Genomic DNA, 18000 nt, shown 5'->3' with positions numbered 1-18000 from the left:
ACTGAATTGTTATTTAACCTAAAAATGGAATTAAGGTAAATCTGCATAGCAATGGCTGTCATAATAGGTTTCCTTATTTTTGTAATTCAACAATTGATATGGACCAAGACAAAATATTAAGCAGTGCCCAGGCATGGACACAACCTCCTTTTGATGAAAAAACCGTAGCTGCCACTCAAGCTATGATAAATGCCAACGATGACAATTTTAAAGAATCCTTTTATAAGGATCTTGAATTTGGTACCGGAGGAATGCGAGGTGTCATGGGTGTGGGAACTAACCGTATCAACAAGTATACCTTAGGTAAAAATACGCAAGGTCTGTCCCAATACCTCCTTCAAGAATTTCCTGATGAGCAGGTGAAAGTTGCGATAGCTTACGATTGCCGTCATAATTCGCAAGAGTTGGCTCAGGTCGTTGCTCAAGTCCTTAGTGCAAATAATATCAAGGTCTATTTATTTCCAGAATTGCGCCCTACTCCAGTTCTTTCCTATACGGTAAAGAAAAAAGGCTGTCACGCTGGTATTGTGCTCACTGCGAGCCACAACCCGCCAGAGTATAATGGATATAAGGTATACTGGCAAGATGGTGGGCAGCTCGTACCGCCTCAGGACAAGGAAATCCTTAACCTTATTAATAAAACCCAATTTTCAGACATCAATTTTAATGGTAAGGGGGAGCTTATTGAACTATTAGGTGAAGAGGACGATAATAATTTTATCGAAGACAGTATTAAATCTGGTAAGATTGCCGGTGATATAGATCGCAGTCGTTTAAAAATTGTTTTTACCAGTCTTCATGGGACCAGTATTACGATGGTGCCAGAAACTTTGAAGCGCGCTGGCTATACAGATTTACATGTTGTTAAGGAACAAGCGTTCCCTGATGGAGATTTCCCGACCGTAAATTCACCAAATCCAGAAGAACCAGCAGCTCTGAAAATGGCTGTTGACCTCGCAAATCAAATTCATGCAGACATCGTAATCGGTACAGATCCAGATTGTGATCGCTTAGGGGTCGCAGTGCGTGATAATGAGGGTAATATGACCCTACTTAATGGAAACCAAACTATGATCGCCATGACTGATTTCCTTTTACGCCAGACAGATCTTGGTTCTAAAAAAGCTCCTTTTATAGGCTCGACCATCGTATCTACACCTATGATGCACGACCTGGCGAGCAAGTACGAGGTGGAATGCAAGGAAGGACTTACTGGTTTCAAATGGATTGCAAAAATGATCTTGGACCATCCAGATCAGGACTTCATCGGTGGTGGTGAGGAAAGTTTTGGTTACATGGTGGGCGACTTTGTGCGTGATAAAGATGCTGTAACTGCTAGTTTACTGGCTTGTGAGATGTACGCTTTCGCGAAAGCGCAAAATTCAACCGCCTATCAGGAATTATTGAAGCTCTACCTAGAGCACGGACTGTATCAAGAAAAATTAGTTTCTCTAGTAAAGAAAGGTATTTCTGGTGCTGAAGAAATCAAACAAATGATGATTGATCTACGTGAGAATTCTCCAGCTCAAATAGGCGGGCAGGACGTGGTCATTATGGAAGATTATGCGACTAGCAAGAGGCATAACAAAGAACTGGATAAAACGGAGGATATCGATCTGCCTAAGTCAAACGTGCTGATCTTCTACCTAGCCGATGGTACTAAGATCGCGGCACGACCCAGCGGTACGGAGCCAAAAATAAAGTTCTACATTTCCGCCAAAACCGAGTTGGATTCCATCGATAATTACTTTGCCAAGAGGCAGCAATTGTTTGATAAGATGGACGGCATACTGTCAGATCTAGGCGTTCAATAATGAATTACTTCAAGCAAATCCTAACTTACGCCAAACCCTATAAAAGGTATGGTGTCCTTAATATTGTCTGTAATATTTTCTACGCGCTTTTTGGAACTCTTTCATTTGTAGCATTAGTGCCGGTGATGAAAGTGTTGTTTCAAACTACTGAAGAAGAATATGTCAAACCCGTTTGGACCGGTATTAGGGAATCAAAGGAATACCTAGAAAGTTATGTCAACTGGTACGTGACTGATGTGATGAATGAAAATCAAGACAAAGCACTTGTTATGATGATAGCATTAGTCCTGATTCTATTTTTGCTGAAAAATCTTTTTGGATATTTAGGGATGTATTTCATCACCTTTCTACGCAATGGTGTGATGCGCGATATAAGAAATGAGCTTTATCACAAAGTAGTGAATCTCCCCATATCATTTTTTTCTGAAAAGCGTAAAGGTGACGTTATTGCTCGCGCTACAAATGATACGCAACAGATACAAACCAGTTTCCTATCGGTACTGGAATTGATGGTAAAAGAACCACTCAACATTCTTTTTGCACTTGTAGCCATGCTATTATTTAGTGTCAAGCTTACCATTTTTGTATTAGTATTTATTCCAGTTTCTGGATTTATCATATCGCTTATAGGCAAGCGTTTAAAAAAACAATCTGATAGGGTGCAGAGCGAGCAGGGTTATTTTCTGTCTCTGCTTGAAGAAACCTTGGGCGGACTTAAGGTCATAAAAGGTTTTAATGCCGAATCGCGTATGGAAGATACATTTACTGACAGTACACAACGATATTACAATTACGCAAATAAGCTGGAATTACGTAAGGGACTTGCCAGCCCAGTAAGTGAGTTTCTAGGTATTCTAGTGATCGGGACATTGCTTTGGTTTGGAGGTACGATGGTGTTTGACGGCGATATAGATGGTGCTATCTTCATTTCATTCATGGGACTGGCCTACGGAATCCTCACGCCTGCTAAAGCTATTTCAAAGGCTAGTTATGGAGTCAAGCAAGGAAACGCCGCTGCAGAACGCGTCTTAGAGATTTTACATACGCAAAATACGATCGAGGATAAGCCTGGAGCTATTGAAATTCCCGCTTTCGCGAAAGCGATACAACTCAAAAACGTCACCTTTGCCTATAACGAGAATCCTGTACTCAAAAACTTCACGCTGAACGTTGAAAAGGGGAAAAGTGTCGCCCTCGTAGGCCAGAGTGGTTCAGGTAAAAGTACAATTGCAAACCTGCTCACTCGGTTTTACGATGTTCAAAACGGCAGCATCACCATCGACGGGCATGATATCAAGAATGTGAGCTTAAAAACGCTACGCGATCAAATGGCAATCGTTACTCAAGACAGTATCCTTTTTAACGATACGGTGGCGGTAAATGTAGCCTTGAGCGATAAAAATGCGACTGAGGAAGACATTATCAAAGCGCTCAAAGTTGCCAATGCATGGGAGTTTGTCAAGGATCTTGATGAAGGAATTCATACTAACATAGGTGACAGCGGTGGCAAACTGAGCGGTGGGCAAAAACAGCGCCTCAGTATCGCACGTGCCGTTTTAAAGAACGCTCCCATACTCATACTGGATGAGGCTACCAGTGCACTCGACACAGAAAGTGAGCGTCTGGTCCAAGATGCCTTAGAACGCATTATGAAAAACCGTACCAGTATCGTGATCGCACACCGCCTATCTACCATTCAAAATGCAGATCACATTGTGGTTATGGGTCAGGGCGAGATTGTAGAACAAGGTACCCATGAAGAGTTGCTGGCAAAAAACGGGCATTATTACGCTCTGGTAAATATGCAGAGCCTGCGCGCTTGAAAATAGTGCTTCATCACAACTATCTGAGTACGCTCCTATTATTGAACTATGAATGAAAATCAAGTTAAAGAACTCAAATCAATACTAACGCAACCCAAAAAAATTACGGTTGTACCACATAAAAGTCCTGACGGTGATGCGGTAGGATCTACCACGGCACTCAAAGGTTATCTGGATCAATTGGGACATGAAGTAAGTCTTGTTACCCCTAATGATTTTCCCAAGTTTTTAAAATGGTTGCCTGACGCTGATCTTTTTATAAACGTGGAGCAGCAACCTGAGAAGGTTGAGGAAATCATTAATGCAGCTGATTTGATTTTTTGTTTGGACCACAATGATCTTTCTCGCACGGGTGAGCTAGAAAAGTATTTAGTCAAAAGCAAGGCTGATTTTGTGATGATCGATCATCACCAGCAACCTGGAGATTTTGCCAAATACACTTACAGTGACACCTCGATGAGCTCCACTTGTCAAATGGTTTTTCATTTCTTGGAAATGATGCAGGCTATTGATGTGATTACTCCTGCGATGGCGACCAGCATGTATACCGGGATTTTAACTGATACGGGAAGTTTCAAATTCAGTTCTACAACCTCAACAACTCTGCGAGTTGCAGCAGCGCTGGTAGATAATGGGGCAAATCCTGAAATGATCAATCGTCGTATTTATGACACAAATACTCCTAATAGGCTAAAACTTTTAGGCACTGCTCTCAATAATCTGGTTGTTTTACCTGAATACCGAGCGGCTTATATCACCCTAAGCCAGAAAGAGCAAGATGATCATGATTTTAAAAAGGGAGATACTGAAGGTTTTGTGAACTACGCCTTGAGTATAGATGACATCGTTTTTGCCCAAATATTTCTTGAAAATAAGCAAGAAGGTATTATTAAAACCTCTCTAAGATCTAAAGGCACTTTCAACGTTAATAAAATGGCGCGAGAACACTGGCAAGGTGGAGGCCATAATAATGCTGCTGGTGGCAAGAGTGATGAGTCACTAGAAGACACGGTGACCAAATTAATTAGTATATTGCCCGCCTATGAAAAAGAACTTCTGGCGACTGATATCTAGTCTAGGAATGGTCCTGGCACTGACCATTTCAAGCTGTCAAAAAATTGAGGCAAGAAGACCGGTCACCAGAGGCTCAACTTCTAATGATCAGGCATCAGTAGAATTCAATAAAAAGCTGAATGCGACTCAAGAGGCGGCTATAGAAACGCTGCTGGAACGAGATAGCATTGATTACTTGCGTAGTGGTGATGGATTCTATTATTACTTCACAAAACAAGATGAACTGGAGACTCCCTCACCTGAATTTGGCGACCGAGTGACCTTTGAATATGACGTTGTTGCACTAAATGGTGACACAATTTATCGTAAAGAAGAGCTGTCACCAGTAACTAAAAGTATGGAGCAGGAATATGGGATTTTCAAAGGCATGCGTGAAGCCCTTAAATTGATGCAAGACGGCGACGAGATTATCGCCTATTTCCCCTCCTACTCTGCCTATGGTTATATAGGAGATAAGAATCGTATAGGTGCAAATACACCGTTCAAAAGCAGAATCAAATTATTAGAAATCAATAAATCGGGTGGTAATAAGCCGTAGTGCATCATAATTGCTGGTTTATATCTCGCTTTCGCGAAAGCAAAAACCCTCAAAATACTCTAATCAAAATTTTAAAATTTAGAATGAAAAAAATACATTATTTACTTTGCGCACTGTCGTTGATACTCATGTCTGCTGGATGTGAGGAAGATAAATATCCAGAACTAGAAGATGGCATCTACGCAGAGATCAATACAACTAAAGGTACTATGGTTGCTGAACTGTACTACGATGAAGCGCCTGCCACCGTTGCAAATTATGTTGCCCTTGCAGAAGGTGAGCACACTGAGCTTACTGACAGTCTTCAAGGCAAGCCTTATTACGACGGATTAATTTTTCACCGCGTTATTGATGGATTTATGATTCAAGGGGGTGATTTCACAGGAACAGGTAGTGGTCGTGTGGGTTACAAATTCCCTCAAGAAGTTCAAGACAGTCTCAAACATGACGAGAAAGGCGTGATGTCCATGGCAAATGCAGGTCCAGGAACAAACGGGACCCAGTTCTTTATTATGCATAAGCCTAATCCCAGCTTAGATATGAATTATAACGTTTTTGGGAAAGTAATTCAAGGAACTGAAGTTATAGATTCCATAGCGACAGTACAGACTGATGGTAGGGACAAACCCCTAGACAGCGTGGTTATGAATAGTGTACGCATAATCCGTAAAGGTAACGAGGCCAGAAAATTTGACGCCATGAAAGTGTTCAAAGAGGCATCTGAAGGGCTTGAGAAAAAAGCTGAAGAAAAACGTTTAGAAGAACAGCGTATCGCCAGAGAACGGGCTGAAAAATCACAAGCTTTCATCGCTGACAAAAAAAAGGAATTGATGGAGCTTAAAAAGAAAGCTAAGAGCATTCCCAATAGTGAGATAAAGATCTATGTGGTTGAAAAAGGAACTGGGGTCAAGCCTGAAAATGGAGCTCAAGTGCAACTGGATTATAATGGTTATCTGGAAAACGGTGTTATGTTTGACAGTTCTGATCTAGAGTTGGCTCAAAATTTCAACGCGGTAAACCCTATGAAAGAACGCGCTGGGGCCTACCGACCTATAGGAGTCAAGTTCACTCCTGAGATGTCTGCAGTACAGGGATTCAAGGATGCCGTACTATCCATGGAGTATGGACAGGAAATTGTAGCCTTCATACCATCTGCGGTAGGATATGGTGAGCGTGCCATGGGACCTATACCTCCAAATAGCGATCTTGTTTTTGAAATGAAAATGCTTGAGCCACAGCAATAGCGATCTGAGATATTAGACTCTCGAGGTCTCCTAATATTTAAGACCATCTATTTGAAATTTCCTTTGCAACTGGGAATTTTAAAGTAGATGGTTTTTTCTTATTAGTTCATTGAGGCTGTAGAAGTTGGGATTTTACGCTTTCGCGAAAGCGTAACAACCTCTATATTTAAAGAAAAAATAATGAGACTACTCTTAGCTTCCTTATTTCTCTCCAGTTTAGCATTTGCCCAAGTTCCTACTGAGGATCAAATGGATTTATACAAGATCGTTGACGAGGTGAGCGCTGATCGTATTGAGGCTGATGTGAGGAGACTGGCCGGTTTTGGAACCCGTAATACTTTTTCTGATACGATTTCAGATACGCGTGGAATAGGTGCTGCCAGACGATGGATCAAAGCTGAATTTGATAAGATTTCTGCCGAGTGTGATGGATGCCTTGAAGTATTCTACCAGCGCGATCTCGTAACTACCGAAATGGGAAATAGAGTTCCCAAAGATGCTTATGTTGTAAATGTTGTTGCGATACAAAGAGGTTCTAAAAATCCAAATAACATGATTATCATGAGCGGCGACATAGATAGTCGAGCCAGTGATACCATGGACTATACTACAGATGCTCCTGGTGCAAACGACAATGCAAGTGGTATGGCCGGAACTATTGAAGCAGCAAGGGTTTTAAGTAAACGCAAATTCAATAATTCCATAGTGTATGTGGGTTTGAGTGGTGAAGAACAAGGACTTTTTGGTGGGAAAGTACTGGCAGATTATGCCAAAGATAAAGAATGGAACATCATAGGAATCTTGAATAACGACATGATCGGTAACATCAAAGGGGTGGACGGTGTCATAAGTAATAGAGAGTTTCGCATCTTTTCAGAACCTACAGACCCGACGGAAACAGATAGACAACGCACTGGCCGCCGATTTTACGGTGGAGAAGTTGATGGAATCTCCAGGCAACTTGCTCGTTATGTCTATAGGTCTGTTAACACCTATATGCCAGAGATGCAGCCTATGATGGTTTATCGACTGGATCGATTTGGTCGAGGTGGACACCACAGACCTTTTAATGATTTAGGTTTTGCCGGAATACGCATCATGGAGGCTCATGAAAACTACACGCAACAACATCAGGATATACGCGAAGAGAACGGAATCAAATATGGTGATGTGGTTGAACACGTTAATTTTCCTTATGCTAAAAAACTCACCGCTGTAAACGCCATTAATTTAGCCCTATTAGCCCACGCTCCTACCCGACCTGAAAATGTGAAAATAGGCGGTATCGTAGAACCTAGCGCAAAACTTAAATGGGATGCTCATCCAGATGCGGTGGGTTATAAAATTTACTGGAGAGACACCACTAGCCCTACTTGGGATCATAGTAGATATGTGGGTAGTGTAACAGAATTTACTCTTGAAGGAATTGTGATTGATAACTATTTCTTCGGAGTTGCTGCCGTGGGTGAAAATGGTATGGAAAGTATCGTGAGCTTTCCCAGTGGAATAAGCCGTTAGATCATAGTACTGTATTATTCCGCATAAATTAGCTGTTCTATGACCGTTATTAATTTTAGAACTACAAAAGTGCAATTAGGGCTGTAGATTGAAATTAATCTCGCTTTCGCGCTGCGCCGTCGGCAAGCCTATGGCGACCAAGGGAAAGCGCACACATCTTAAACACAGAGTATATCTGTGGATTGTCATAAATTGTATATTTGGCGCAAAGCTCTAGGCTCATGAAAGCTATCAAGTACTTAGTCATATTATTGTGCATCGTATTTATAGGAGGTGCTATCTATTTTTCACTTCAGGACGGAGCGATTAACGAAGAACAAGAAGTTACCGTGGATGCTCCTATTCCGCTAGTTTATGAAGTTCTTACAGATTTCTCAAAATGGGATGAATGGAACAAGCATATCACAATAGAGGACAGCAGCAATCAGCTACTCTTGAATGATGTAGATGCAACCGCCAAGTATAAGTATGGTAGTGCAGAGTTTGGAACACTCACTTTGAAAAGCCTAGACTCTCTTGATTCCGTGAAATTTGACTTTATCAGTAAAGGCGGTACATCGCTCTCCCTAAATATTCTGCTAGACTCTATTGAAAAAAATCAAACTAAAATTAAGACGATAGTTACGGGAGATCGAGATCTCACTGATAAGATCGTCGCTCGATTTCTTTCTGATGAAATCACTGATGAGATGATTCCAGCGCTGCAAGATCCATTTATTGATTCACTTGATGCCTCTCTCAAAAGTATGATGGCAACATATACCATCTCTGAACCATTCAAAACCGCAACTAGTGGTGGATTTCATCTTATGATGACTCAAAGTACAAATGTGGGATTTGTACCCGAATTAAGAAATAAAATTGAGGCTGGAATTATTAACTTTATGAGAAGGCACAATATAGCTGCGAGTGGGCCTACAAAACTGATCTATGATCAAGTAGATCAGCAAAATGGAACGGCGATCATCACCGTTGCTATACCCATACAAGAGAAAATTATTACTGAGGTCAATAGCAGTATTATATGTCAGTATAAAAATCCTGTTGAAGCTATTAGATGTACATTGAATGGAGATACTCAAAACCTTGAGCTCGTCAGGACAAAAATTGATAAGTTTATAGAGCAACAAGGTTTATCCAGGTCCAGCTATGCACCATGGGAAGTTTATAGAGTGGATGCAGAGGATGTTTATAACCCAGCAAATCAAATTACTGAAGTCTATATCCCAGTAGAATGATTAAATATTTAATTCTGGTCTTTATAGGTGGTGGTCTGGGTAGCTCTTTGAGATATTACTTTTCTGCAACGATCAATTCAAATACCATTCAATGGCTACCTACTATTGCTGTCAACTTATTGGGCTGCCTCGCATTGGGATTTGTCTTTGGAGCATTTGAGAAACAAGACTTTCCTCAGAGCTGGTACCTGCTGCTAGGTACGGGCTTTTGTGGTGGTTTGACCACATTCAGTACTTTTTCTTTGGAAGTTTTTAATCTTATGAAACAGCAAGATTATATGGGCATGTTAAGCTACCTGCTCATTTCTATCCTCGGAGGTTTGCTTTTTGTATTCTTAGGATTATGGTTTTCTAAGGTATTTTGAAATTAAAATTGTAGAAAATTATTTTTATTGAGACATTAATTTGTTTCTCATAATACAGTATGTTCTCAAATTGGAAGTATCATTAAAAACTTGATGCTCTTTATCATAAATTAGTATTTGATAATAATCTCTTTCTAATAATGTAAAAGTCAGGGTTGAATCATTAATGATTTCCACTTCTGCAGTTTCTATCTCACCAAGACCAGCAGCAGACTGATCTATATACCCCACTAGTTGTTGGTTTTTTTCTCTAATGGTGAAAGCAGAAGAGGCAAAAACTCCATCATCAATAATACTCAAAACGATCTCACCTTTTATCTGATCTCTAATTGAGTTTGAAATACCTAAACTTATATCCAATAATGGTAGCAGTGTAATAAGCCCTACAATGAGCTTTCTACGCAGTTCGAATGTTGATTTATAAATTCTGAAATGGTTTATTAAACTCCCTGCGAAAGCCAGTACAATTAACATGAATACCGGAGCAAGAATATATTTCTCCATGCTTATCAAGCACAAAATATAAATCAAGCTTGGTAATATGTACCAAAAGGTTTTCATAGACACTTTAGAAATTAACTACCCAAAAAGCAACTCATCTTCAATCATCAACTCTTTAATGAACTTTTTAGAGGCCTCGATATCGTCGTGCATGATACGATCACTTTCAAGTGCGGGAACATCTACCCTAAATAGCGTTTTTATATTTTCCAAAAAGCTCGAAGTCTTCATAGAGCGATGCTCTAAAGCCTCTGTAGCGGTAATCAATTCAATAGCAAGTACGGCTGTAACATTCTCCAGGACTCGGTAGCACTTAGTTGCGGCATTAGCTCCCATACTCACGTGATCTTCCTGGCCGTTTGAAGAAACAATACTATCTGTTGAAGACGGAGCCGATAGTTGCTTGTTCTGACTAACGATACTCGCAGCGGTGTATTGTAAAATCATCAATCCACTGTTAAGACCTGCATTTTTTGCGAGGAAAGATGGCAATCCTCTTTTTCCTGAAAGCAATTGAAAAGTCCTGCGTTCTGAAATATTGGCAATCTCACTCATGGCGATCGCAAGGTAATCCAGCGCTAGAGCCAGCGGCTGACCATGAAAATTTCCACCAGAGAGAATGTCTCCAGAATCTGGAAAAACATTGGGATTATCAGTTACAGCATTAGCTTCCGTCATGAAAGTTTTTGAAACAAATGCAAGGGTGTCGTAAGTAGCACCATGAACTTGTGGGACACACCTAAAGCTGTAAGGGTCTTGCACGTTAGGTTTTACATGATCTGCGATCTCGCTATCTTCCAGCAATTCCTCCATCTCTGCCGCACTTTTGAGCTGTCCTTTATGTGGCCTGATTAAATGGATCCTCTGATCAAACGGGATTTTACTTGCATCAAACCCATCTACTGAAAGTGCAGCGGTAATATGCGCCCAGTAAATATTGCGATAAGCCTGTAACAGAGAGTGTATTCCATAAGCCAGCATAAACTGGGTTCCGTTAATCAGCGCGAGCCCTTCCTTGCTTTGTAAAGTTAGAGGCTCAAGATCTACTTTTTCATAAAAATCGGCGGCATTCATACGCTCACCTTTATAATGCACCTCTCCAAAACCAATAATAGGAAGCGTAAGATGCGCCAGTGGAGCTAGATCTCCAGAAGCTCCCAGAGACCCTTGTTCATAAACTACGGGCATCACATCATTATTAAAAAAATAAATAAGCCGCTCTACCACTTCCAGGCTCACACCGCTATAACCATAAGAAAGGTTTTTTGCCTTGAGGAATAGCATGAGCTTGACAATTTCACTGGGGACCTCATCACCCGTCCCACAGGCGTGGGATTTCAATAAATTATGCTGGAGCTCTTGTAGATCTTTTGATTCGATACGGGTATCGCAAAGTGACCCAAAACCCGTGTTGATACCATACGATGTCTGGTCTGACTCCGAGCCGAAACGCTCATCTAAAAAATTTCTACTATTCTTAATCAATTCTTTACACTCTTCTGAGAGCTCTATGCGATCCACCTGATTGACGATCGAGCTGAAATCTTTGAGAGACAGTTTTTTGGTTGAAATGAAATGTTCCATTATGCGTTTTGGGGTTTGTTTTCTGGATTTCTGAATAGGTTTAAAATGGCTGGTCCTATGAAATTTGATATAATACTCGCCTTAAGACCTTCATGCGCATAAGTCTGGGCAGCAAGATCACCGCTTGCACCGTGCATATGAACGCCAAAAACCGTTGCGATAAGTGGGTCATAACCTTGAGCGACAAAAGAGGCAATCACACCGGCTAGAACATCGCCGCTACCAGCAGTAGCCATGCCAGGATTTCCACTATCATTCACATATAGGTGATTCTCAGCAACGGTAATCGTGTAGGCTCCTTTTAGTACCAGTATTAGATCGTGCTTTGCGGAGAACTCTTTGGCTTTTTCTAATCGCTCATAGTCGTTTTTCCAATCGCCTATCAATCGCTTAAGTTCTCCGTCGTGTGGAGTCAGTATGCTGTTTTTGGGTAATTTTTCCAGCAGATCATGGTTTGAGGCAAGCAGGTTGATCGCATCTGCATCTATGATCATGGGAGATGATTGTTGATGTACCGCTTTCGCGAAAGCGGAATAACTTTCCTCCTCCTGCCCCATTCCAGGCCCTACACATAACACGTAGTCCTTTAAGACATGCTCAAAATCAGTGATGAATTGCTCGCCCTTGCTGGATAAGGTCATCACCTCGGGACAAAGAGTCTGCACGATAGTGTTCCCATGACTGGGGATGTAAGCACTTACTTTGCCTGCGCCTGCGTTAATCGCAGCACCGGCGGTGAGGGAAATACTCCCCATCATGCCGTGAGAACCACCCATGCATAATACATGCCCCAAGTTGCCTTTGTGGACAAATTTATCGCGCTGGCGGTACATGTTTTGAGCTGCTTCACGTGCAATGAGCTGAGCGAGAGGCTGCGCCTGCATGAGGTACTCAGGGTCGAGACCTATGTTGAGCACTTCAAATGTGCCCACTTGATTCCCTGTTTCGGGTAGAAAAAAGGATAGTTTGGGCGTTTGAAAGGTAAAGGTATGATCTGCCTTGACTATCGCGTCTTGTTTATCGTGCGGTTCATTTGCGTACAAGCCGCTGGGCATGTCTATAGCGACGGTAAAAGCGGAAACTGAATTGATATAATTGAATAAATCTGCCATCCATCCCGTCACCGGCCGATTCAAACCCGTGCCAAAAACAGCGTCTATCACAATATCCTTGGGTGTGATCTCAGGAAAATCCTCCTTGCAGCTCAATAAAATGGGCCAGTCCTTTGTCACGTCTTTGATGCGATCGTAATTCACGAGAAAGTCCTTGCTGCGTTTCTTACTGCAATTGGTCACATAAGTAGTGACGTGATAACCGTGCTGGATCATAAGTCTAGCAATCGCAAGGCCATCGCCGCCATTGTTACCGATCCCGCAAAAGATTTTAATGGGAACCGGCGCGCCATTGAGACGGGCGTGCAATCGCTCCACGACCAGCGTGGCGACCCGCTCCATTAGGTCGATGCTGGTGATTTGTTGCTTTTCAATGGTGGACTTGTCGGCTTCGGCAAGTTGTTGTGCGCTGAGTATCTTCAAATCAAAATTTCTTACTCGCAATTTAAGGAAATGAAGGTGATTTTAAGGTGGTGGGATTAGGGATTGTATGAAGAAAACATCGATCGAGTTGAACAAGTTTTAATCGATGGAAAATTCTATTTTTAAAATGTATTTTTAGGAAATTGAAATTAATAGAAAACCTTCAGCAGAAAAAGATTATACTGCTGCCGGTTAAGGTAACTTAAATACAGTAAATGTGGTTTGAACAACTAACTGGATTCAAAGAAAATTCACCAGAATATGTCAGAAGTAATCTTAAAATTGAAGGAAACGATTTTATTTCACTTGGAAATTCTCAAAGATTTTCATTTGGAAAATTAGAGATTTTAACTCTAGAAGAATTAAAAAGCCGCAGTAGAGATATTAGCGATTTTCATTCAGAAATTCAAGTAGAAGAAGTTGTTACGGACGTTCAAGAATTGCATTGCAAAGTAGAAAATTCCAATGCTTTATTTCAGGCTGCTTCACAATTCAATCTGCTGGAAATGGTTAGCCCTGAGGTTACACCAGAACAAGGAATAGATAGATATGAGTTTGATCTTACTCAAGGCCCAGCTTGTGCCATTGCGTGTGGAGCAGGAACAATTTTCAGGAATTACTTTGTAGAAGTAAATGGACAAATCGGACAATCAGCTCATAATCAAATTGACTGCCTAGAATTAATAGGCAGAGAATTGAAGAATGAAGAATTAAATCTTTGGAAAATGAAGAATGGCTATGCCCTAATAAACCAAAATGGTCTTTTAAAAATAAACAAAATAATCGCTGGATTTTCCGAACTTGAAAGAGAAAGATTAAAACAAAAATTAAAAATTGGAGTTCAATGGAATACTGAAGTTACTAAGTCAATTACGAAGCATAAAGTATCCCAAGTATACTGCTCAGCCCTTCCTGTTGCTTACAGTCATATAGAATCCTTTTATTGGGAATATTTTGCGAGAGTAATTTTGGAATCAACTTATGAATCTACTTTATTTGCTGCAATCATGAATATGAAAAATAATGAATCAAACAAAGTTTATCTTACTTTAGTTGGTGGTGGCGCATTTGGGAATGAAGAATATTGGATTTTAGAATCATTGCAAAAATCCATTAGAAAATTTAAAAATGTTCCCTTGGATATAAAAATTGTCAGCTATGGTGAATCGAATCCCAATCTGATCAATTGCTTAAATGAAATATAGATTACTACGATGTCCTAATACTTTAATCAGTTCGTGAGTAATTTAGAAAATTAGCGCTTATCATAAATCTCGGATGTCAAATTTTAACTTCGCATACACTTAACTGAATTTTTTTTTTTTGAAAAAATCACATTTTGCTGGACTAGATAAAAACCCCTTATTTTCTAGCGACGATGATACAAATTACATACCCTGTTTTCATGTTTAGATAATAATTCCAACAACAAAGCAAACTATCTAAAAATCTCTATCTCTTAATTCAGAAGAAGGTTGAAACACATTAAAAAATGATGATCATTGAGTGAAATTCTATTGATAATTCGAGATTTATTGAGAATAGATATTCTCGTAGGGTTTGGGTTTTATTCAATAATTTATTTCTTGATTAAACTCTTTCTCAGAAACAAGAAGTGGCTGGCTGATTTTGATAAGAGTGCAATTCAAACAGTTATTTATGTTGGGATCGCCTGGTTTGTTCTTTGGCTTATTGGTCTTATCTCATATTATTTTGAACTGGATAACAATTTGCTCAGAAGAGAATACTATGATCAATTAACTAATAAATATACGTTCGCTGTCTGGGCTGAGCCACTGCTATAGTTACTGCTAACTCAGCTTTTCAGATTCAAAATTGTAAGGAAACTTTTGATCACAAGAATTCTCATAAGCTTGTTATTCGTTCTAAGTATTGAAAGGTTTACCTTTTTAGTGGCAATATTTCACCGAGATTATCTGTTGAACGAGGGAATTATCGGATATGATTTCACTCTGGGTCCATATTGGATTTTGATGGGTTGGATATCTAAAATTTTGATTTTCATTATGCTGACATCAATAAATCACTTTGTACATAGAAGATTTTTTGAGAAGAGTCAAGGATAAGGCTGTATTTATGCTGAATATCAAATCTGCTCAATGATCCTATCCATCTAAACACATGTGCACCTTGAAAAGTGATTCAGCCATCAGTGATTTAATATCGATCTCACTTTAGCGCCACGCCGCCCACATGTTTAATCTCGCTTTCGCGAAAGCGAAATCCCTAGTAAGCATCTACATCCACATTGCAGCGCACGGAGCGGTATTGCTTGATCGCCTCAAAACTACGGCGCACTTTTACGATATAGCCCTTGATCTTGTTCACTTCGTGCTGTTTACCAATTTTTACAACTACGTGCGTGAGGTATTTATTCCTGATGCGCGCCACGGCTGGAAATTCAGGTCCCAATACCTGAACCCCATGCGGTATCTGATTCAAGGCATTTACAAACCATTGGGCAGATTCTTGGGTGAAGTTGTAATCGCGATGCTTAAATGTAATGCGTATCAAACGATGGTACGGCGGATATTTGAACTGATACCGATCTTCCAGCTGCTCCCTGAAAAAAGTGGAATAGTCGTAGGTACTCACCTGCTGCAAGATCATGTGATCAGGGTTATAGGTTTGAATAAGCACCTTTCCCCTATTCTCTGTACGGCCGGCGCGACCGGCGACTTGGGTAAGCAATTGAAAACAGCGCTCGTGCGATCTGAAATCTGGAAAGTTGAGCATGCTGTCTGAATTCATCACGCCTACCAGATCCACATTTCTAAAATCTAGACCTTTGGTAATCATTTGGGTTCCCACGAGACAATCCACGGCTCCGGTATCTACTTTTGCAATGAGCTTCTCATAGCTGTTCTTTCCTCGGGTAGTATCCAGATCCATGCGCGCGATTTTATGGTCGGGAAACAGTTCCATAAACTCCTGCTCCACTTGCTCGGTGCCAAAACCTTTAGTATCCAGCGCCGTGCTGGAACAAGTAGGACACTCTTTGGGAATGTAGGTGTGGTAGCCGCAATAGTGACAGCGCAACTGGTTCTTGTACTGGTGATAGGTAAGACTCACGTCACAGTTAGGACATTGCGGTGCGTTGCCACAGGTCTCACATTCTAAAATGGGCGCAAAACCACGCCGATTCTGAAACAAGATGACTTGTTTATTATCTGCAAAAGCCTCGTGCATGTGCTCGATAAGCGTGTCAGAAAAATGGCCTTTCATACGCTTTTTATGATGCTTGACTTTAAGATCGATCATGTTAATCTCTGGCATCTTAATATTTTTGAACCTTCTTTTAAGTTCTACCAGGCTGTACTTGCCAGTTGTAGCATTATAATAACTCTCGATACTGGGCGTAGCACTTCCCAATAACACGCGCGCCGACTTGACTTTGGCCAAGACAATCGCGGTGTCCCGAGCATGGTATCGAGGTGCTGGATCTTGCTGCTTGAAACTGGTCTCGTGTTCTTCATCTACAATGATGAGTCGTAAATTTTGAAAAGGCAACAAAACGGCACTTCTGGCGCCTATGATGACGTAAGGTTCCTTTGCATCTATAATATGCTGCCAAACTTCCAGTCGTTCATTCAAGCTGTATTTAGAATGAAACACCAGTACCTGATGTTTAAAGAAAAATTTGAGCCTTCCTATGAGTTGAGTAGTCAGTGCAATCTCGGGTAATAGATAAAGCGCTTGTTTACCTTTTTCTAGAATCTCCTTGATCAATCTAACATAGATCTCGGTCTTTCCGCTGGAAGTCACACCATGTAGAAGTGTCACCTTATCTTCTTCAAAACTGGCTTTGATTTGTGTCATGGCGACGGCTTGGTCTTGGTTGAGCTCATATAGGTCTTCGCCATCCATACGCTCATCGAGCACGCGATCTACCGCTTTCTCTACTTCTATAAATATTTCTTTATCAACGAGTGCCTTGATCACGCTACTGGTAACCTGAGCGCGTTCCATCAGCGCTTTTTTAGTCACATCCTTATTACCGGTTTTGAGCATGAAGAGCGTCATGACCGCGTTGCGCTGCTGGTGGGCGCGAGTCATATCGTCCAGTAGATTTTTTAGGCGTTCCTCGTCACGGTAGTGCTCATGCAGGTAAATGTATTTTTCAAGCTTGGGTTTGTAGGTATTGTAAACTTCTTCTTTGAGCAAGATGTAATTCTTGTCCAGCATGTCTCTCAGTAGTGGTAAAACAGACTTGCGATCTACAATGTCCATAACTTCTTGAACCTTGAGGGCGTTTCTATTTTCCAGCGCCTCGAGTATCAAAAATTCCTTGTCATCCAGTTCATCTTCATCGTGATTGCTTTGTTCGTTTTTCAAAACGATGGTCTCACTTTCCAGCATAAGGGATTTTGGCAAAGCCGCCCGCATGACTTGGCCCACACTACAAACGTAATAGGACGCAATCCACCGCCAGAGTTTAAGCTGGTCTTGAGTTACTATAGGCGTATCATCTACGATGAATTCAATGTCTCGTACCTCATAAGCGACGGGTTCTTCTTGATGCACGCGATCTACGATTCCCGTATAGATTTTTGATTTACCGAAGGGAACCGCCACACGCATCCCTGGCTGGATATAATCAGCCTCTGCAGGGGTGATGCTGTAGGCAAAGAACCGCTCTAACGGCAATGGCAGAATGACGTCTATAAAATGGGACATGGATACAAGTATACTAAATACTGGTAGGTTTTAAGCGCGTTCATACATGCAAATCAATCTCAATAGTA

13 protein-coding genes are annotated in these 18000 nt (G+C 41.0%); 9 read left to right on the top strand and 4 right to left on the bottom strand.

Annotation, left to right across the window (positions count from 1 at the left end; all coding sequences use genetic code 11):
- The first annotated feature begins 98 nt into the window (after positions 1-98).
- The 8 genes from BST97_RS01845 to crcB all read left to right on the top strand — a co-directional run bounded on the left by BST97_RS01845 (position 99) and on the right by crcB (position 9614).
- Positions 99-1814, top strand: coding sequence for a phospho-sugar mutase (locus tag BST97_RS01845; protein WP_085765641.1), 1716 nt, complete (start codon positions 99-101; stop codon positions 1812-1814).
- On the top strand, positions 1814-3637 hold the full coding sequence (locus tag BST97_RS01840; RefSeq protein WP_085765640.1) for an ABC transporter ATP-binding protein: 1824 nt from the start codon (positions 1814-1816) through the stop codon (positions 3635-3637). The genes BST97_RS01845 and BST97_RS01840 overlap by 1 nt, the downstream gene beginning before the upstream one ends.
- 48 nt (positions 3638-3685) lie before the next feature.
- Positions 3686-4711 (top strand): DHH family phosphoesterase, encoded by a 1026-nt coding sequence (locus BST97_RS01835; RefSeq protein WP_085765639.1) that lies wholly within the window; start codon positions 3686-3688, stop codon positions 4709-4711.
- Positions 4680-5249 (top strand): gliding motility-associated peptidyl-prolyl isomerase GldI, encoded by a 570-nt coding sequence (gene gldI, locus BST97_RS01830; RefSeq protein ID WP_085765638.1) that lies wholly within the window; start codon positions 4680-4682, stop codon positions 5247-5249. The genes BST97_RS01835 and gldI overlap by 32 nt, the downstream gene beginning before the upstream one ends.
- An 83-nt stretch (positions 5250-5332) precedes the next feature.
- Positions 5333-6493 (top strand): peptidylprolyl isomerase, encoded by a 1161-nt coding sequence (locus BST97_RS01825; protein ID WP_085765637.1) that lies wholly within the window; start codon positions 5333-5335, stop codon positions 6491-6493.
- Between the two features lie 180 nt (positions 6494-6673).
- Positions 6674-8011, top strand: coding sequence for a M28 family peptidase (locus BST97_RS01820; protein WP_085765636.1), 1338 nt, complete (start codon positions 6674-6676; stop codon positions 8009-8011).
- A gap of 221 nt (positions 8012-8232) precedes the next feature.
- Entirely contained in the window at positions 8233-9249 is a 1017-nt protein-coding gene (locus BST97_RS01815; protein WP_085765635.1) for an SRPBCC family protein, read from the top strand.
- Entirely contained in the window at positions 9246-9614 is a 369-nt protein-coding gene (gene crcB / locus BST97_RS01810; RefSeq protein WP_245833626.1) for a fluoride efflux transporter CrcB, read from the top strand. The genes BST97_RS01815 and crcB overlap by 4 nt, the downstream gene beginning before the upstream one ends.
- 24 nt (positions 9615-9638) lie before the next feature.
- Here the strand turns inward: crcB and BST97_RS01805 are convergent, their stop codons facing one another.
- The 3 genes from BST97_RS01805 to BST97_RS01795 are packed head-to-tail and all read right to left on the bottom strand — an operon-like array spanning position 9639 to position 13234.
- The gene (locus BST97_RS01805; protein WP_157111384.1) at positions 9639-10175 is read right to left on the bottom strand and encodes a hypothetical protein; all 537 of its coding nucleotides are present in this window, start codon (positions 10173-10175) and stop codon (positions 9639-9641) included.
- Between the two features lie 18 nt (positions 10176-10193).
- The gene (gene hutH, locus BST97_RS01800) at positions 10194-11699 is read right to left on the bottom strand and encodes a histidine ammonia-lyase (RefSeq protein ID WP_085765633.1); all 1506 of its coding nucleotides are present in this window, start codon (positions 11697-11699) and stop codon (positions 10194-10196) included.
- Entirely contained in the window at positions 11699-13234 is a 1536-nt protein-coding gene (locus BST97_RS01795) for an NAD(P)H-hydrate dehydratase (protein WP_085765632.1), read from the bottom strand. The genes hutH and BST97_RS01795 overlap by 1 nt, the downstream gene beginning before the upstream one ends.
- Before the next feature lie 215 nt (positions 13235-13449).
- Here BST97_RS01795 and BST97_RS01790 point away from each other — a divergent pair, with 215 nt between their 5' ends.
- Positions 13450-14439, top strand: coding sequence for a hypothetical protein (locus tag BST97_RS01790; protein ID WP_085765631.1), 990 nt, complete (start codon positions 13450-13452; stop codon positions 14437-14439).
- Positions 14440-15481: 1042 nt separating this feature from the next.
- Here the strand turns inward: BST97_RS01790 and priA are convergent.
- On the bottom strand, positions 15482-17932 hold the full coding sequence (gene priA / locus BST97_RS01780) for a replication restart helicase PriA (protein WP_085765629.1): 2451 nt from the start codon (positions 17930-17932) through the stop codon (positions 15482-15484).
- Between the last annotated feature and the right edge of the window lie 68 nt (positions 17933-18000).

This window comes from Nonlabens spongiae, from assembly GCF_002117125.1.
Lineage (GTDB): Bacteria > Bacteroidota > Bacteroidia > Flavobacteriales > Flavobacteriaceae > Nonlabens > Nonlabens spongiae.
Note: the sequence above shows the minus strand (reverse complement) of the source record. Positions and strands in the feature narration are given on the sequence as shown.